This is a genomic window from Micromonospora sp. URMC 103, from assembly GCF_051386435.1.
Classification (GTDB): Bacteria; Actinomycetota; Actinomycetes; order Mycobacteriales; family Micromonosporaceae; genus Micromonospora.
In genome coordinates, this window is record NZ_JBPQTR010000005.1 from 741,867 (window position 1) to 757,880 (window position 16,014).

Below are 16,014 nucleotides of genomic sequence, written 5' to 3' on the forward strand. Positions count from 1 at the left end.
GGGATCGCCATGATCCTGGTCGCCGGTCCTACGGCACCGGCACGGGCGCCGGTGCGGGCGTCGGCCCGCCTCCGGCGCCCGCAGCGCCCCCGCTCAGGTGCGCGCCAGCGACCACCCGTCGGCGACCAGCCGCGGCGCGTCCGCGCCCTCGCCCTGGAAGAGCAGACCGTCCCGGCCCGCAACGACGATCCGGTCGACGTAGACGCCCCGGCCCTGGCTCGACACGTCCGTGCTGCTGCTCCAGCGTAGGTGGGTCGCCCCGTCCGGCACGTCCACCGACACCTGCCACCACACCCGGCCACCGTGGCCGGTGAGGGTGCCGTCGCTGCGCCACCGCCGGTCTCCCTCGCGCAGCACCATCGGTGTCGGCGTCCAGGTGGCGCCGCCGTCGGTGGAGACCTCGACCCGCGCGGTGTCGAAGCGCGGCTCGGTGTCGTACCAGAGCAGGAAGCTCGCGGTGGCGTCGCGGGCCGCCCGGCGCAGCGGCGCGGTGAGCGTGACCGTGGCGGCGTCCCGCGGATCGGCCCGCCAGGCCGCCGACGAGCGGGGGCGCACCGGCATCGCCTCGGCGAGGTCCCGCGCCACGGCCCGCCGGGCGACGTTGTTGCTGCCCCAGTTGCGGTCGGGGTGCACGCGGTTGCTGAGCAGGATCACGAACGAGTGGGACAGCGGGTCGACCACCAGCGACGTACCGGTGAAACCGGTGTGCCCGAACGCGACGGGGGAGGAGAGACCCATCATGTACCAGTGCTTGTTCAGCTCGAAGCCGAGCCCACGGTCGCTCTCCGGGTACGCCTGCTCCAGCGTGGCGTTGTAGTTGACGAGCATCGCCCGCACCGTGTCCGGACGCAGGATCCGCCGCCCGCGGTACTCGCCGCCGTTGAGCAGTGACTGGCAGAGCACCGCCAGGTCCGTGGCCGTCGAGAAGACTCCCGCGTGCCCGGCCACGCCCCCGAGCGACCAGGCGTTCTCGTCGTGGACCTCACCCCAGACCATGCCCCGGCCGGCGTACGGCTGGTACTCCGTGGCGGCGATGCGGGCCCGCCGCTCCGGTCCCGGGTTGTAGCCGGTGTCGGTCATGCCCAGCGGGGCCGTGACGCCGTCGCGGACCAGATCGGCCAGCGGCCGGCCGGTCACCCGCTCCACGAGCACGCCCAGGGCGATCAACCCGAGGTCGGAGTACACGTACTGGCCGCCGGGCGTCGCCCCGGCCGCCAGCGGCGTGGCGAGTGCCGCGGCGAACCGCTCGGCGGGCGTCGGGTACCTGCTCCACAGGGCCGTGAAGGCCGGCAGCCCGGAGGAGTGGGTGAGCAGCATCCGTACGGTCACCGCCTCCTTCCCGCCGGCGGCGAACTCGGGCAGGTACCGGGCCACGGGCGCGTCCAGGTCGATCCGCCCACGCTCGACCTGCTGCATCACCACGATCGTGGTGAACAGCTTGGACACCGAGGCCAGGTCGAAGATGGTGTCGGGCCGCATGGGGATCTGCTGGTCCGCGGGAAGCTCCACACCGGTCAGGTCGGGCGCCGGCCCCACCTCGGCGTACCGCACGGCCGTGCCCACGGCCGCGTGTTGCACGACGACGCCGTCCTTGGCGGCGAGCACGACGGCGCCGGCGTACGTCGGGTGCCCCGGGTGGTCCGGGGTCGGCTCCAGGTACGCGGCCAGGTCGGCGGGCATGCGGTCCACCTGCTCGGGAAGCAGCCCCACCTGGCGTGCCGCGCCGCGGCGCAGCGTGTCGTGCCGGAACCGGATGTCGGCCGGCGTCACCGTCGGTGGGCCCGACGTGACCGGAGGGCGCGTGGCGGCGGCCGTGCCGCGGGCCGGCCGGTCGGTGCCGGGCGCGGCGGTCGCGCCGGTCGCGGGCATTGTGGCGCCCAGCACGACCACCGTGAGGCCGAGCGTGGCGGCCCGTAGCGGCCCGGTGCGGACGGCGGCGGGTCGGCGGCTCCTGCGTGGCATGGTCCCTCCTACCAGGTCAGGCCGTGGCCGTACGGGTAGAGCACGTCCCCGCGGTCGGCCGTCGGGATGGTGACGGGCAGCCGGCCGCGCGGCGACAGCTCGCCGTGCAGCGCGCGCACCAGGGCGTCCATCGCGGCCCTGGTGTACGAGTACGTCGCCAGGTAGGTGCTCACGCCGGGCAGGTACGCGATGTCGTACGGGTCCCGCACCGCCACCACGACGACCGGCTTCCCGGTGGCGCGCAGCGCCGCGACGAGCCGCTGCTGGCTGGCCCGCGGGTCGGTGACCGTGGTGTCCCACGCCTTGTTCACGAGCACGACGGTGAGGTCGTGCGCGGCCGCCTCGGCGGCGGTCGCGGCGATCACCTGGTCCGACGGCAGGGTCGCGGGTCGGGCGGTGGCGCGGGCGCCCCGGGCCGTGAACCCGGCGGCGACCGTCTCGATCGGGGCGAAGGCGGCGGTGTTCCAGCCGGTGACCAGGACCGACCGGTCGGCACGGGAAAGCGGCAGCAGCCCGGCGTCGTTGCGGACCGCGGTGAGGGTCGGGTCGGTGACCCGGGCGACGGCGGCCTGGTGCGCGGGCGCCCCGACGGTGCGGACCGCCCGGTCGACGTCCACGAACGGCGGCCGGGAGAGGCCCTGCCGGTACTTCATGGCGAGGATGCGGCGGACCGACTCGTCGACGCGCCGCTCGGTCAGCTCGCCGGTGGCCACGGCCCGCAGCACCGCGTCCCGGGCCAGTCGCAGGTCGGGCGGCATGAGGAGCTGGTCGGCCCCCGCCTTCAGCGCCAGGACGGGAACCCGGTCGTCGCCGTACCGCTGCCGCACGGCGGCCATGTTCAGCGCGTCGGTGACGATGACCCCGCGGAAGCCCAGCTCGCCGCGGAGCACACCGGTGAGGATCCGGGGCGACAGCGTGGCCGGGTCGCCGGACGGGTCGAGGGCGGGCACCACGATGTGCGCCGTCATGATCGAGTCGACGCCGGCGGCGATCGCCCGCCGGAACGGCGGCGCGTCGATCCGGTCCCACTCCTCGCGGGTGTGGTCGATCACCGGCAGGTTGGTGTGGCTGTCGGTGCCGGTGTCGCCGTGCCCGGGGAAGTGCTTCGCCACGGCGGTCACGCCGGCGCCGCGCTGGAAACCGGCGACCTGCGCGACGGTCAGCCCGGCCACGAGGTTGGGGTCGGCCCCGAAGGACCGGACGCCGATCACCGGGTTGGCCGGGTCGACGTTGACGTCGGCGATCGGCGCGTACGGCTGCCGGATGCCGACGGCCGCGAGCTCCCGCCCGGTGACGACGGCCGCCGTCCGCGCCGCCTCGGCCGAGCGGGCCGCGCCCAGCGCCATGGCCCCCGGGAACTGCGCGGCGGGCGGCGGCATGCGCAGCACCACGCCCTGCTCCTGGTCGGTGGAGAGGAGCAGGGGCACCCGTCCCTTGCGGCCGTCGCCGAGGGCGGCGCGTTGCAGGCCGTTCGAGAGGGTGGCGATCTGGCGCGGGCTGTCCAGGTTGTGCGACCAGGAGAAGTAGCAGACGCCGCCGAGGGAGTACCGCTCGATCACCTCGGCCGGGGTCTCGACACCGAAGGCCGCGCGGTTGGCGGCCCGGTCGGCGGCGCTGGGTTCGGTCGCGTCGCCGCCGTAGACGTAGGTGGCGAAGAGCTGGCCGACCTTCTGCTCCAGGCTCATGTGCCGCAGGGTCGAGGTCACCCAGCCGTGCTCGCCGGCGGGGGCCGGCGTGGGCGGGGGCCAGGCGTGGACCGGGAGCGGCGCGGCGGTGACGCCCAGGGCCGCCAGCAGGACGGAAGCGGTCACGAGACGGGTCTTCATAGACGACTGCCTCTCAGCCGGGATGGCTGAAACTTAGCTACACATCTATGAATCGTCAAGAAGGTTTGCTACACGAAAGTCCCTCGGGGATGGACCGCGCCCCTCGCGGTACGGCGTCCCGGCCACTAGAGTCGACGGCAGCAATTCCCGTGGATCTATTGGACCGGGTCATCCCACGGCGAGGAGCCCCTCATGCAGCTTCCCGACGGCGTCGAGGTCACCGGTCCCCGGCACGACCGCTACGAGGAGATCCTCACCCCGCAGGCGCTCGGCTTCCTCGCCGAGCTGCACCGCGCCTTCGACGCCCGCCGCCGTGACCTCCTGGCCCGGCGCGCCGAGCGCGAGGCCGCCCTGGCGGCGGGGGAGTCGCTGGATTTCCTGCCCGACACCCGGCACGTCCGCGACGGTGACTGGCGGGTCGCCCCGCCCGCGCCGGGCCTCCTCGACCGGCGGGTGGAGATCACCGGCCCGACCGACCCGAAGATGACGATCAACGCCCTCACCTCGGGCGCCAAGGTGTGGCTCGCCGACCTCGAGGACGCCAACACCCCGCTGTGGGAGAACGTGATCGGCGGCCAGCTCACCCTGCGCGACGCGATCGACCGGACCCTGGCCTTCACCGCGCCCGACGGCCGCCACTACCGCCTGGACGACGGGGAGCTGGCGACCATCGTGGTCCGACCGCGCGGTTGGCACCTCGGTGAGAAGCACATCCTCGTCGACGGCGAACGCACCTCGGGCAGCCTCGTCGACTTCGGCCTCTACCTCTTCCACTGCGCCCGACGGCAGCTCGACCGTGGCAGCGGCCCCTACTTCTACCTGCCCAAGATGGAGAGCCACCTCGAGGCCCGGCTCTGGAACGACGTCTTCCTGCTCGCCCAGGACCGCCTCGGCATCCCGCACGGCACGATCCGCGCCACCGTGCTCATCGAGACGTACCCGGCCGCGTTCGAGATGGAGGAGATCCTCTACGAGCTCCGCGACCATTCCGCAGGCCTCAACGCGGGGCGGTGGGACTTCATGTTCAGCGTCATCAAGAAGTTCCGCACCCGGGGCGCCGACTTCCTCCTGCCCGACCGCAACGCCGTGACCATGACCGCGCCGTTCATGCGCGCGTATACCGAGCTGCTCGTCCGCACGTGCCACCGGCGCGGCGCGCACGCCATCGGCGGCATGGCCGCGTTCATCCCGAGCCGGCGGGACCCGCGGGTCAACGAGACGGCGCTGGCCAAGGTCCGCGACGACAAGACCCGCGAGGCGGGCGACGGCTTCGACGGCTCGTGGGTCGCCCACCCCGACCTCGTGTCGGTCTGCCGCGAGGTCTTCGACGCCGTGCTCGGCGACCGGCCGCACCAGCTCGACCGGACCCGCGACGACGTGCACGTCACCGCGGCCCACCTGCTCGACGTGCGGAGCACACCGGGCCGGCGCACGGAGGCGGGCCTGCGCAACGACATCAGCGTCGGGATCCAGTACCTCGCGAGCTGGCTGCGCGGCACCGGGGCCGTCGCCGTCTTCAACCTCATGGAGGACGCCGCCACGGCCGAGATCTCCCGCTCGCAGGTCTGGCAGTGGCTGCACGCCGGCATCACCCTCGACGACACCGGCGAGAAGGTCGACCGGGAGCTCGTCGAGCGTCTCGCCGACGAGGAACTGGCGAAACTGCCCGGCGACCCGGCCGACTACGCGCCCGCCCGGTCCCTGTTCATGGAGGTCGCCGTGGCGGACGACTTCGTGGACTTCCTGACCCTGCCGGCGTACGAGCGGATGCCCTGACACCTCCAGGCGGCGACGGGAGGCCGACGATGACCACGACGGACGTCACGACCCTCGCCGCGACGCTGCGGGCCCACCTCGGCGACGCCCAGGTGATCAGCGACCGGCAGGAGCTGCGCACCTACGAGTGCGACGGGCTGGCCCAGTACCGGGTCGTTCCCGCCCTCGTGGCCATCCCGCGCACCGCCGAGCAGTGCGCCGCGACCGTCCGGGCCTGCGTCGACGCCGGCGTGCCCTTCGTGGCGCGCGGCTCGGGCACCGGCCTGTCCGGCGGCGCGCTGCCACACGCCGACGGGGTGCTGATCGTCACCTCGCAGATGCGCGCGATCCGCGAGGTCGCCCCGCTCGACGAACGGGCCGTGGTCGAACCGGGGGTCATCAACCTGCACGTCACCCGGGCCGCCGCCCCCTACGGTTACCACTACGCGCCGGACCCGTCGAGCCAGCAGGTCTGCTCCATCGGGGGCAACGTCGCCGAGAACTCCGGCGGCGCCCACTGCTTGAAGTACGGCTTCACCACCAACCACGTCACCGGGCTGGAGGTCGTCACCCCCGACGGCGACCTCGTACGCCTCGGCGGTCGCGCGCCCGACGCGCCCGGCTACGACCTGCTCGGCGCGTTCGTCGGTTCGGAGGGGACGCTCGGCATCGCCACCGAGGTCACCGTGCGGCTCACCCGCTCGCCGGAGTCGGTGCGCACGCTGCTCGCCGCCTTCGCGAGCACGGACGCCGCCGGCGCCGCCACCTCGGCGATCATCGGCGCCGGCGTGGTCCCCGCCGCTGTCGAGATGATGGACGCGCTCGCCATCGAGGCGGCGGAGGCGGCCGTACGGTGCGGCTATCCCGCCGGGGCCGGCGCCGTCCTGATCGTCGAGCTCGACGGCCCGGCCGCCGAGGTCGACGCCCAGTTCGTCGACGTCGAGCGCCTCTGCCGAGACCACGGCGCCGCCGAGATCCGGATCGCCGCCGACGACGCCGAGCGGGCGCTGATCTGGAAGGGCCGCAAGTCGGCGTTCGCGGCGGTCGGCCGGATCAGCCCCGACTATATCGTCCAGGACGGCGTGATCCCCCGCACCGCCCTGCCCGAGGTGCTGCGCCGCATCGCGGAGATCTCCGCCGAGCGCGGCGTACGCGTGGCCAACGTCTTCCACGCCGGCGACGGCAACCTGCACCCGCTGGTCCTCTTCGACGACGGCGTGCCCGGGCAGGCCGAGCGGGCGGAGGAGGTCTCCGGCGCGATCCTCGACATCTGCGTCGCGCACGGCGGCTCGATCACCGGCGAGCACGGCGTCGGCATGGACAAGGTGGGCTACATGCCGCGGATGTTCACCGACGACGACCTCGACACCATGCAGTTGCTCCGGTGCGCCTTCGACCCGCGCGGCCTCGCCAACCCGGGGAAGGTGTTCCCCACACCGCGGCTCTGCGGTGAGGCGCCCGGCCGTCGCCGGGGCGTGCACCCGTTGCAGGAGGCCGGCCTCGCGGAGGTGTTCTGATGCCCGACGACGTGCTCGACGCCCTCCGTGCCGCCGTCGACGCCGGTACCGCCGGTACCGCCGGCGCCGACCTCGTCCGGCCGGCCGGGCCCGGCGACGCCGTGGCGGGCGTCGCGCCCCGGTACGTGGCGACGCCCGGATCCCCGGCGGAGGCGTCCGCGCTGCTGCGGGTCGCCGCCGCCCGCGACCTGGCGGTGACGGTCACCGGCGGCGGCGGCAAGCAGGACTGGGGCGATCCGCCGCGCCGGCTGGACCTGCTGCTGCACACCGGCCGGCTCACGGGCGTGGTGGAACACGCGGCCGGCGACCTCATCGTCGTGGTCCGTGCCGGCACCCCGCTGGCCGAGCTCCAGGCCAAGCTCGCCCCCGCCGGTCAGCAACTCGCCCTCGACGCGCCGCTGCCGCCCGGCGCGGCGGCCACCGTGGGCGGCGTCGTCGCCACGAACACCAGCGGCCCCCGGCGCATGCGCTACGGCACCGTACGCGACCTGCTGATCGGCGTCACCATGGTCCGTCCGGACGGGACGGTGGCCCGGGCCGGCGGCAAGGTGGTGAAGAACGTCGCCGGCTACGACCTCGGCAAGCTCCTCACCGGGGCGTACGGCACCCTGGGGCTCGTCACCGAGTGCGCGTTCCGGCTGCACCCGCTCCCCGTGGCGCGCGCCTTCCTGCGCCGGCGGGCCGGCGACGCCGCGGAGGCGGGCCGTCTCACCGCCGCCGTCCTCGCCGCGCAGGTCGCGCCCAGCGCGCTCGAGGTCGACGCGACGCCCGGCGGCGGCGTCGAGGTCGCCGTGCTGCTGGAGGGCACACCGCGCGGCGTGGGGGAGCGGGCCGACGCGACCCGGCGGCTGCTCGGGAACGCCGCCGTCTCCGACGAGCCGCCGGAGTGGTGGCCCGCGTACCCCTGGCGGAAGGGGGGCGTCGGGCTCAAGCTCACGGCCGCACTCTCCGGCGTCCCGGCGCTGCTCGCCGCCGCCACCGAGGCGGACCGGCGGCACGGCGTCCCCCTGGCCGTGCGGGGCTCGGCCGGCACCGGGGTCCTCTACGGCGGCCTGCCCGCCACCGCCCCGCCCGACGCCGTCGCCGCGATCGTGGCGGACCTGCGCGCCGCCACCGCGGCCGTCGGCGGGCACACCGTCGTGCTGACGGCCCCCGGGCCGGTGCGGGACCGCGTCGACCTGTGGGGGCCGGTCGGCGGGTTCGAGCTGATGCGCCGGGTCAAGGCGCAGTTCGACCCGGACGCGCGCTTCGCACCGGGCCGCTTCGTGGGAGGGATCTGACGTGAGCGACGTTCCCGCCCCGCGCCGCGCCGGGCGACCGGACGGTGTGCCCCGCGACGTGCTCGGGCCGGTCGCCGGCGCGGACGACGGCCACCGACCGCACCCGACGGGGCCGGTCGCGGCCGCGCCGGGCGGGCCGGCGTTCGACGACGACCACCCGCCGCGGCGGGACCTGGTCGACGACTGCGTGCACTGCGGGTTCTGCCTGCCCACCTGTCCCACCTACGTGCTGTGGGGCGAAGAGATGGACTCGCCCCGCGGGCGCATCCACCTGATGCGGCAGGGGCTCGACGGCGAGCCGCTGACCCCGTCGATGGTGGCCCACGTCGACCGCTGCCTCGGCTGCATGGCCTGCGTCACCGCGTGCCCGTCGGGCGTCCGCTACGACCGGCTCATCGAGGACACCCGCCAGCAGGTGGAGCGCCGGCATCCCCGCCCGCCGCGGGAGCGGGCGCTGCGCGGCGCCGTGTTCGGGCTGTTCCCGTACCCGCGGCGGCTACGCCTGCTGCGCGGCCCGCTGCGCGCGTACCAGGCGAGCGGCCTGCGCGGGCTCGTACGGCGTACCGGCCTGCTGCGCCTCGCCCCGACGCTCGCCGCGCTGGACTCGCTGGCCCCCCGGATCGGGCGGTCCACCCGCCTGCCCCGGCGAATCCCGGCCCGCGGCCCGCGGCGGGCCACGGTCGGCATGCTCACCGGCTGCGTGCAACGGGCGTTCTTCCCCGAGGTGAACGCCGCCACCGCGCGGATCCTCGCCGCCGAAGGCTGCGACGTGCTGATCCTGCCGGACCGCCAGGGCTGCTGCGGCGCCCTCAGCGTCCACAACGGGCGGCGGGCCGAGGCGCGGCGCTTCGCCCGGGCGCTCGTCGACGTCTTCGACGGCGCCGGCATCGACCGGTTCGTCGTCAACGCGGCCGGCTGCGGATCCTCGCTCAAGGAGTACGGCGAGCTGCTCGCCGACGACCCCGCGTACGCCGGCCGGGCCGCCGCCTTCGCCGACTCGGTGCGCGACCTGTCCGAACTGCTCGTGGAGCTGGGGCCGGTGGCGCCGCGCCACCCGCTGCCGGTCACGGTGGCCTACCACGACGCCTGCCACCTGGCGCACGCCCAGGGCGTCCGGGCGCAACCGCGTGAGCTGCTGCGCGGCATCCCCGGGCTGGACCTGCGCGAGATCGCCGACCCGGAGATCTGCTGCGGATCCGCCGGCGTGTGGAACGTGCTGAATCCGGAGCCCGCCGCGCAACTGGGCGAGCGCAAGGCCCGCGACGTGCTCGCCACCGGCGCCGACCTTCTCGTCACCGCCAATCCCGGCTGCCTTCTGCAGATCACCGCCGCCGCGCAGCGGCTGGGCGCCACCCTCGCCGTGGCACACACCGCCCAGGTCCTCGACGCGTCCCTGCGTGCCCGCCCGGTGAGCGACCTCGTCCGCTGAGCGGCCCCCCTCCTGCCGTGTCCGCCAGGAGGGGAGCCGTGGGGTCAGAAGGTGACCAGCGGGTCGCCGACGAAGTCCGCGATGAAGTTGACGAAGAAGAACCCGAAGAAGAGCACGTTGACGATGAGCAGTACGTAGTGCCACGACCTCGGGCGGGCGGCGCGTGGCAGGCGGCGGTTCAGGTAGATCAGCATGAACGGGAAGATCAGCGCGCCGAGGTTCGACATGTTCGCCGACCACTGCACGAGGCTGACCGGCAGCGCGAGGTGCAGCACGACCGCGATGATGACGAGCAGCAGGAGCATGAACGGGTAGTAGAACCGCCGCGGGTCACCCTCGATGAGGCGGCGCAGCCGCGGGCTGGTGGCGTGCGCGGCGTCGGTCGTCACCCGCACCATGCCCTCGAAGATGCCGAGCTGCGTGCTGAACAGGATCAGCACACCGATGACCAGCATCCCGTAGAACATGACCCTGCCGTACTCCGGCTCGAGCGCGGCCGCCACGAACGTGGGCACGGTGGCCGTGGTGGGCGCCTCGCCGGAGAGCTGCACCGCCTGGGCCATGAGGATGGTGGGCAGCAGCATCCCGAGCATGGCGCCGACGAAGAAGATGCCCCACATGTCGGTGAGCAGCAGCCGGTACCACCGCTTCCAGCGGGCGGCGTTCGCCGCGTCGTCGGGGAACGTGACGCCGCTGGACAGCAGCTCCCGCCGGTCACCGCGCAGGCCGGAGATGTAGCCGGTGCGGTAGCCCATGCCGTAGCCCTTGTCCCGGTAGTGGCCCATCACGTACCAGTTGAGGCCGGAGGCGAGGGCCGTGAACCCGGCCAGACCGCCGAGCTGCGTCGCCGTGATGCCCTCCGGCGGGGCCGCCGGGGTGACGAACCCGCGGATGCCCTCCCACCACAGGCTGCCCGGCACCACGAGAAGCGTGATGAACAGCAGCGCGACGAGGATGACGCCCACCATCACCCAGTTGGCGAGCTCCAGGGTGCGGCTGATCCGGCGGGCCGCCGCCGTCATGAGGAAGACCACCACCAGCAGCGCGATGGCCCACAGCCGCGGCTCCTCGGCGCCGGTCGGCGGCACCTCGCCGTGGATGAGCGCGTACAGCCCCTGGCCGGCGGACGCGGCCCAGCCGCCGGCGATGAACGCGAAGATGACGAGGAACACCGCGACCGGCACCCACAGCAGGTAGCCGGGCGGCACGCGCCCCCACCCGACGACCGGGGCCTCGCCCGTGGCCATCACGTACCGGGAGGACTCGACGTTGTAGAACGTCTGGAGGACGGCCGAGACGAGGATGACCCAGCCGACCCCGACGAACCCGAACTGCCCGACCGCCTGCGGCCCGAGCAGCCACTCACCGCTGCCGATCGAGATGCCGAGGGCGATGAGGCTGGGGCCGAGGGCGTACTTGAACAACTGCGGGAGGCCGAGCCGGCGTACGCCGAACACCTCCTCCGGCTCGGGCAGGTCGGCGACGGCGAGCGGAGGGCGACTCTTTCCCAGCGGATAGGTGCGGACGTCCGGGGCCTCGGTAACGTCTGTCATGGAGAACCTCCTTATGGGAATGGCCCCCTCGACAATCGTCGTACGCCCCCCGACGCATTGGCAACAAGCAATACGTGGGCGGTCGGCGCGGTGTCAGCGGTCGACGGTGCCGGCGGGCGCCATCACCCGCAGCGCGTTGGCCGCGAGGCCGACGCGGATCGGCGTACGCCCGCGCAGCTCCCCGTCGACCTCCACGGGCGCCGGGCGGTCGGTCTCCAGCCACAGCTCGCCGACGGCGAGGAAGGGCTCCTCGTGAAGCGTCCGGCGATGGCCGGTCGTCGCGTTGCGGACCGTGTCGCGCAGCAGGCCCCGACGGGTGGCGCCACCGACCGGGTACGCGACGAGCAGCCGGTCGTCGGCGTCCGCGTCCGCCGCGATCGGCCGTCCCGCGTGGAAGCCCCCGTTGGCCACGTACAACTGGCGGGTGACGTACGTGTGCTCCGCGCCCGCGGCGCGGATCGTGGCCCGCAGCGGACGGTGCCGGGTCAGCAGGGCCAGGGCCGTGAGCGGGTACGCGACCCGGCCCGTGACGCGTTTCAGGCGCGGCGGCGTGGTGAGCATGACGTCGGCGGACAGGCCGACGCCGACGTGGTTCGTGAACGGCGTGTCGCCGGCGAGCCCCAGGTCGACGTCGACCACCGTGCCGTCGGTCAGGACGGCGACGGCCTCGTCGAGCCGGAGCGGGACGCCGACCGTGCGGGCGAAGTTGTTGGTGGTGCCCAGGGGCAGCAGCCCGAGCGCCATGTCGCGGTGGGCGAGCAGGCGGGCCGCGGCGCTCAGGGTGCCGTCGCCGCCGCCCGCGATGAGCAGGTCCGGCTCGAGGTCGGCGGCCGCCGCGAGGGTGGACTCGAGCTCCTGCACCCGCTCGACCGGGTAGTTCCCGAGCAGGTGGAAACCGGCCGTCGCCAACAGCGCGCAGGCCCGGTCGTAGAGGTGGCGGCCCCGGCGCGAGTGGGCGTTGACGACCAGGACCGCCCGCCGGTCGCGCCGGATCGCCTCGCCCAGGTCCTGTTTGGTCCGCACCAGACCGACCCTATCCGCAGTGGACCCGGTGACCGGCCGAAGCGAGCGTGGCGGGCGTCGGTCACCGGCCGCGGATCCGGTCGGCCTCGGCCCACGCCCGGCGGCACCCGGCGGGCCGGATGCCTCCGCGGCATCGCGCCTATCGCGCGTCCACGGCGCTGGTGCGCCGCAGCGCGCGTACGAGGACCGACACGACCGCGGTGCCCGCCGCCAGACCGACCAGCAGCAGCCCGACCCCGATCACGTAGAGCCCACTGTCGTCGCGGCGTGCCCAGGTCACGGCGGCGGCGGCGGAGAACGCGAGCGTGAGCGCGGCGCCGGCCGGCACCGGCCGGACTCCGACGAGCAGCGCCGCGACGAAGACGGCGAGCAGGGTGAGGGCGCACCCGAGCACCTGCCACACCGCGTACGGGCCGCTCACCGCCCCGGTCACCGGGTCCACCCGGTACTCGTCGTCCCACCCGAGCCACGCGTACCAGGACGCCGCCGACAGCAGCGCCACGAGCAGCGGCCCCACCGTCTGGAACAGCGGGGAGGAGGATCGGCGGCGCTTCGGGGTGGCGGTCATGCGGCCGAGGGTAGGGCCCGGGGATCCGCGGACGGAAGAGACCACCCGGCGTCGTCGTTCCCGCCGTGACGGCCCGTCACCGACCGTACGCTGCCGGGAAGGAGGGGTGCCGATGGCGGGACAGCAGCGGGTGGCGGTACTGGGGCTCGGCGGCATGGGGCGGGCGATGGCCGGCAACATCCTGCGCGCCGGCCTGCCCACGGTCGTCTGGAACCGCAGCCCGGACCCGGCGCGCCGGCTGGGCGAGCAGGGCGCGCAGGTGGCCGACAGCCCGGCGGACGCGGTCGGCCGGGCGGACGTCGTGATCACCATGGTGACCGACGCCGACGCGGTGACCTCGATCGCCACCGACCGGGGCATGCTGGCGGCGATGCGCGACGGCGCGGTCTGGGCCCAGATGAGCACCATCGGGGTGACGGCCACCGAGCGACTGGCTCGGACGGTGGCGGAGCAGCGCCCGGACGTCGTCCTCGTGGACGCGCCCGTGGCGGGCAGCCGGGGCCCCGCCGAGCAGCGGAAACTGGTCGTCCTCGCCTCCGGGCCCGAGGAGGTCCGGGAGCGGGTCGCCCCGGTCTTCGAGGCGGTCGGGCAGCGCACCGTCTGGGTCGGGCCCACCGGGGCCGGCTCCCGGGTCAAGCTGGCCAACAACCTCCTGCTGGCGTTCGTCAACGAGGGGATCGCCGAGTCCATCGCGCTGGGCCGGGCGCTCGGGCTCGACCGTTCGGCGGTGCTCGGCGCGTTGCAGGGCAGCCCCCTCGTGTCGTCGTGGGCCGCCGAGAAGCTCGAGCGGGTCGGCCGTGACGACTACACCCCGCAGTATCCGCTCACGCTGGCCCTCAAGGACGTGAACCTCGCGCTGCGCGAGGTCGACCCGGACCGGTTCCCCGTGGCCGGGAGCCTCGCCACGCAGTGGCAGCGGGCGGTCGATCGGGGCCTCGGCGGCGAGGACCTGACGGTGGTCACCCGTGCCCTCGAGGACGACCAGCGCACCTAACGCCCGCTCGGCCCGCCTGCCGGAGGTATTCGAACCGATTTCAGGCGGTTGGAGAGATCCGTAGGGTTAAGGTGATTTTGCGCAGGTTCCAAGCGGCCCGTTGTCCCCGGCCCTACCCGCAGCACACGCGGCGCGGGCCATCGCACCCGCAGCGTGCGGTGAACGAGCGTCGCAGCACGACCCACGCCGGCGGCCACCCCGCCGGCCGGTGAACCACACGGTGTCGCCGCGGAGTCGCGCGTGCCCGGACGGAGAGATGATGTCCCTGCTTGACGATGTCAACGAGCCCGCAGACCTCGACCGGCTCACCGGCGACCAGCTCGCGCTGCTCGCCACCGAGATCCGGGCCTTCCTCGTGGACGCGGTCTGCCGGCGGGGCGGCCACCTCGGGCCCAACCTCGGCATGGTCGAGCTGACGCTGGCGCTGCACCGGGTGTTCCGCTCACCCGACGACCGGATCATCTTCGACACCGGTCACCAGGCGTACGTGCACAAGCTGCTCACCGGCCGCCGGAACCGCTTCGCGGGGCTGCGCGGGCGCGGCGGCCTCTCCGGCTACCCCCGGCGGGCCGAGTCCCCCCACGACCTCGTCGAGAACTCCCACGCCTCGACCGCCCTCTCCTACGCCGACGGCCTCGCCCGCGCCTACGCCCTCGACCGTTCCGACCGCGGGGTGGTCGCGGTGATCGGCGACGGCGCGCTCACCGGCGGGCTCGCCTGGGAGGCGCTCAACAACCTGGCGACGTCCCCGGGCCGCGTGGTGATCGTGCTCAACGACAACGGCCGGTCGTACGCCCCGACCGTCGGCGGCCTGGCCGCGCACCTTGCCGCCCGGCACGGCGGCGCGGCCGACGCCGGCACCACGGTGTTCGAGGCCCTGGGGCTCGCCTACCTGGGCCCGGTCGACGGCCACGACGTCGCCGAGGTCGAGGCGGCGCTCCAGAAGGCCCGCGCCGCCGACCGGTCGGTCGTCGTCCACTGCGTCACCCGCAAGGGGTACGGGCACGAACCGAGCGAGACCGACGAGGCCGACCGGCTGCACGCCGTGGGCGTGGTCGACCCGCTCACCGGGCAGCCCACCGGCACACCCGCCCGGACCTGGACCGACGCGCTCTCCGACGAGCTGCTCGCCATCGGCGGGGACCGCCCCGACGTCGTCGCGGTCTCCGCCGCGATGCTCGGTCCCACCGGCCTGGCCGGCTTCGGGGCCCGCTACCCCGACCGGACCGTCGACGTCGGCATCGCCGAGCAGCACGCGGTCACCTCGGCGGCCGGGCTCGCCTTCGGCGGCAAACACCCCGTGGTGGCCGTCTACGCCACCTTCCTCAACCGGGCCGTCGACCAGGTGCTGCTCGACGTGGCGCTGCACCGCCTACCGGTCACGCTCGTGCTCGACCGGGCGGGCATCACCGGCCCGGACGGCCCCAGTCACCACGGCATGTGGGACCTCGCGCTGCTCGGCGCCGTACCCGGCCTGCGGGTGGCCGCGCCCCGCGACGAGGCCACGCTGCGCGAGGAGCTGCGCGAGGCCGTCGCCCACGAGGACGGGCCGACCGTGCTGCGCTTTCCCAAGGCGCGGGTCGGCGACGAGATCCCCGCGCTGTACCGCACCGGCGGCGTCGACGTCCTGCGTACCGCGAGCGCGGCGCCCGTGCTCCTGGTCGCCGTGGGCGCCATGGCCGCGGCCACGCTGCGGGCCGCCGACCTGCTCGCCGACGCCGGCGTGGAGTGCACCGTGGTGGACCCGCGCTGGGTCCGCCCGGTGGACCCCGCGCTCGCCACCCTGGCCGGGGAGCACGCGCTCGTCGTCACCGTGGAGGACGGCATCCGCGACGGCGGGATCGGCACCGCCGTGGCGCAGGCGCTCGCCGACGCGTCCGCCGGAGCGCCGGTCCGGGCCCTCGGACTGCCGACGGCGTTCATCCCGCACGGCGAGCGTGCCGGCCTGCTCGCCGAGCACGGGCTGGACCCGCCGGGCATCTGCGCCGCCGTCCTGCACCAGGTGTCCACCCTCCCGGCCCAGTTCGACCTGTGGGTGCGCAACCGGATCCAGACGCGGCTGACCCCGCTGCCCGGATGAGCCACCGCCGTCGAACACGCGCCCGAG

General features: G+C 74.6%; 11 protein-coding genes. 6 read left to right on the top strand and 5 right to left on the bottom strand.

What is annotated here, in order from left to right; genetic code table 11:
* Nucleotides 1–93: 93 nt before the first annotated feature.
* Nucleotides 94–1,962, bottom strand: coding sequence for a serine hydrolase (locus ACSNOA_RS16435; RefSeq protein WP_436659302.1), 1,869 nt, complete (start codon nucleotides 1,960–1,962; stop codon nucleotides 94–96).
* Nucleotides 1,963–1,970: 8 nt separating this feature from the next.
* Nucleotides 1,971–3,788 carry a glycoside hydrolase family 3 protein gene (locus tag ACSNOA_RS16440; RefSeq protein ID WP_436659304.1) on the bottom strand — a complete coding sequence of 606 codons (1,818 nt, stop codon included), beginning with the start codon at nucleotides 3,786–3,788 and terminating at the stop codon, nucleotides 1,971–1,973.
* Nucleotides 3,789–3,980: 192 nt separating this feature from the next.
* On the opposite strand from ACSNOA_RS16440, the gene aceB reads away from it, so the two are divergent.
* The 4 genes from aceB to ACSNOA_RS16460 are packed head-to-tail and all read left to right on the top strand — an operon-like array spanning nucleotide 3,981 to nucleotide 9,769.
* Nucleotides 3,981–5,564, top strand: coding sequence for a malate synthase A (gene aceB, locus ACSNOA_RS16445; RefSeq protein WP_436659305.1), 1,584 nt, complete (start codon nucleotides 3,981–3,983; stop codon nucleotides 5,562–5,564).
* Nucleotides 5,565–5,593: 29 nt separating this feature from the next.
* The gene (locus ACSNOA_RS16450; protein ID WP_436659307.1) at nucleotides 5,594–7,060 is read left to right on the top strand and encodes an FAD-linked oxidase C-terminal domain-containing protein; all 1,467 of its coding nucleotides are present in this window, start codon (nucleotides 5,594–5,596) and stop codon (nucleotides 7,058–7,060) included.
* Nucleotides 7,060–8,340 (top strand): FAD-binding oxidoreductase, encoded by a 1,281-nt coding sequence (locus ACSNOA_RS16455; RefSeq protein WP_436659308.1) that lies wholly within the window; start codon nucleotides 7,060–7,062, stop codon nucleotides 8,338–8,340. The genes ACSNOA_RS16450 and ACSNOA_RS16455 overlap by 1 nt, the downstream gene beginning before the upstream one ends.
* 1 nt (nucleotide 8,341) lies before the next feature.
* Nucleotides 8,342–9,769, top strand: coding sequence for a (Fe-S)-binding protein (locus tag ACSNOA_RS16460; RefSeq protein WP_436659310.1), 1,428 nt, complete (start codon nucleotides 8,342–8,344; stop codon nucleotides 9,767–9,769).
* 44 nt (nucleotides 9,770–9,813) lie between these two features.
* Here the strand turns inward: ACSNOA_RS16460 and ACSNOA_RS16465 are convergent, their stop codons facing one another.
* The 3 genes from ACSNOA_RS16465 to ACSNOA_RS16475 all read right to left on the bottom strand — a co-directional run bounded on the left by ACSNOA_RS16465 (nucleotide 9,814) and on the right by ACSNOA_RS16475 (nucleotide 12,913).
* Nucleotides 9,814–11,322, bottom strand: a complete 1,509-nt coding sequence (locus tag ACSNOA_RS16465) for an Nramp family divalent metal transporter (protein WP_436659312.1) — start codon at nucleotides 11,320–11,322, stop codon at nucleotides 9,814–9,816.
* A gap of 93 nt (nucleotides 11,323–11,415) precedes the next feature.
* The gene (locus tag ACSNOA_RS16470) at nucleotides 11,416–12,345 is read right to left on the bottom strand and encodes a diacylglycerol/lipid kinase family protein (protein ID WP_436659314.1); all 930 of its coding nucleotides are present in this window, start codon (nucleotides 12,343–12,345) and stop codon (nucleotides 11,416–11,418) included.
* A 139-nt stretch (nucleotides 12,346–12,484) separates the two neighbouring features.
* Nucleotides 12,485–12,913, bottom strand: coding sequence for a hypothetical protein (locus ACSNOA_RS16475; protein WP_436659317.1), 429 nt, complete (start codon nucleotides 12,911–12,913; stop codon nucleotides 12,485–12,487).
* A gap of 112 nt (nucleotides 12,914–13,025) precedes the next feature.
* On the opposite strand from ACSNOA_RS16475, the gene ACSNOA_RS16480 reads away from it, so the two are divergent.
* Together ACSNOA_RS16480 and ACSNOA_RS16485 are read left to right on the top strand one after the other, a co-directional pair.
* Nucleotides 13,026–13,907 carry an NAD(P)-dependent oxidoreductase gene (locus ACSNOA_RS16480; RefSeq protein ID WP_436659319.1) on the top strand — a complete coding sequence of 294 codons (882 nt, stop codon included), beginning with the start codon at nucleotides 13,026–13,028 and terminating at the stop codon, nucleotides 13,905–13,907.
* A gap of 259 nt (nucleotides 13,908–14,166) precedes the next feature.
* Nucleotides 14,167–15,987: a 1-deoxy-D-xylulose-5-phosphate synthase gene (locus ACSNOA_RS16485; protein WP_436659320.1), complete on the top strand. Its 1,821-nt coding sequence runs from the start codon at nucleotides 14,167–14,169 to the stop codon at nucleotides 15,985–15,987.
* The last annotated feature ends 27 nt before the right edge of the window (nucleotides 15,988–16,014 follow it).

Excerpts from the sequence above, each read along its gene's own strand:
- ACSNOA_RS16435 (WP_436659302.1), bottom strand. The coding sequence starts at position 1,962 with ATGCCACGCAGGAGCCGCCGACCCGCCGCCGTCCGCACCGGGCCGCTA.
- ACSNOA_RS16440 (WP_436659304.1), bottom strand. The coding sequence starts at position 3,788 with ATGAAGACCCGTCTCGTGACCGCTTCCGTCCTGCTGGCGGCCCTGGGC.
- aceB (WP_436659305.1), top strand. The coding sequence starts at position 3,981 with ATGCAGCTTCCCGACGGCGTCGAGGTCACCGGTCCCCGGCACGACCGC.
- ACSNOA_RS16450 (WP_436659307.1), top strand. The coding sequence starts at position 5,594 with ATGACCACGACGGACGTCACGACCCTCGCCGCGACGCTGCGGGCCCAC.
- ACSNOA_RS16455 (WP_436659308.1), top strand. The coding sequence starts at position 7,060 with ATGCCCGACGACGTGCTCGACGCCCTCCGTGCCGCCGTCGACGCCGGT.
- ACSNOA_RS16465 (WP_436659312.1), bottom strand. The coding sequence starts at position 11,322 with ATGACAGACGTTACCGAGGCCCCGGACGTCCGCACCTATCCGCTGGGA.
- ACSNOA_RS16475 (WP_436659317.1), bottom strand. The coding sequence starts at position 12,913 with ATGACCGCCACCCCGAAGCGCCGCCGATCCTCCTCCCCGCTGTTCCAG.
- ACSNOA_RS16480 (WP_436659319.1), top strand. The coding sequence starts at position 13,026 with ATGGCGGGACAGCAGCGGGTGGCGGTACTGGGGCTCGGCGGCATGGGG.
- ACSNOA_RS16485 (WP_436659320.1), top strand. The coding sequence starts at position 14,167 with ATGTCCCTGCTTGACGATGTCAACGAGCCCGCAGACCTCGACCGGCTC.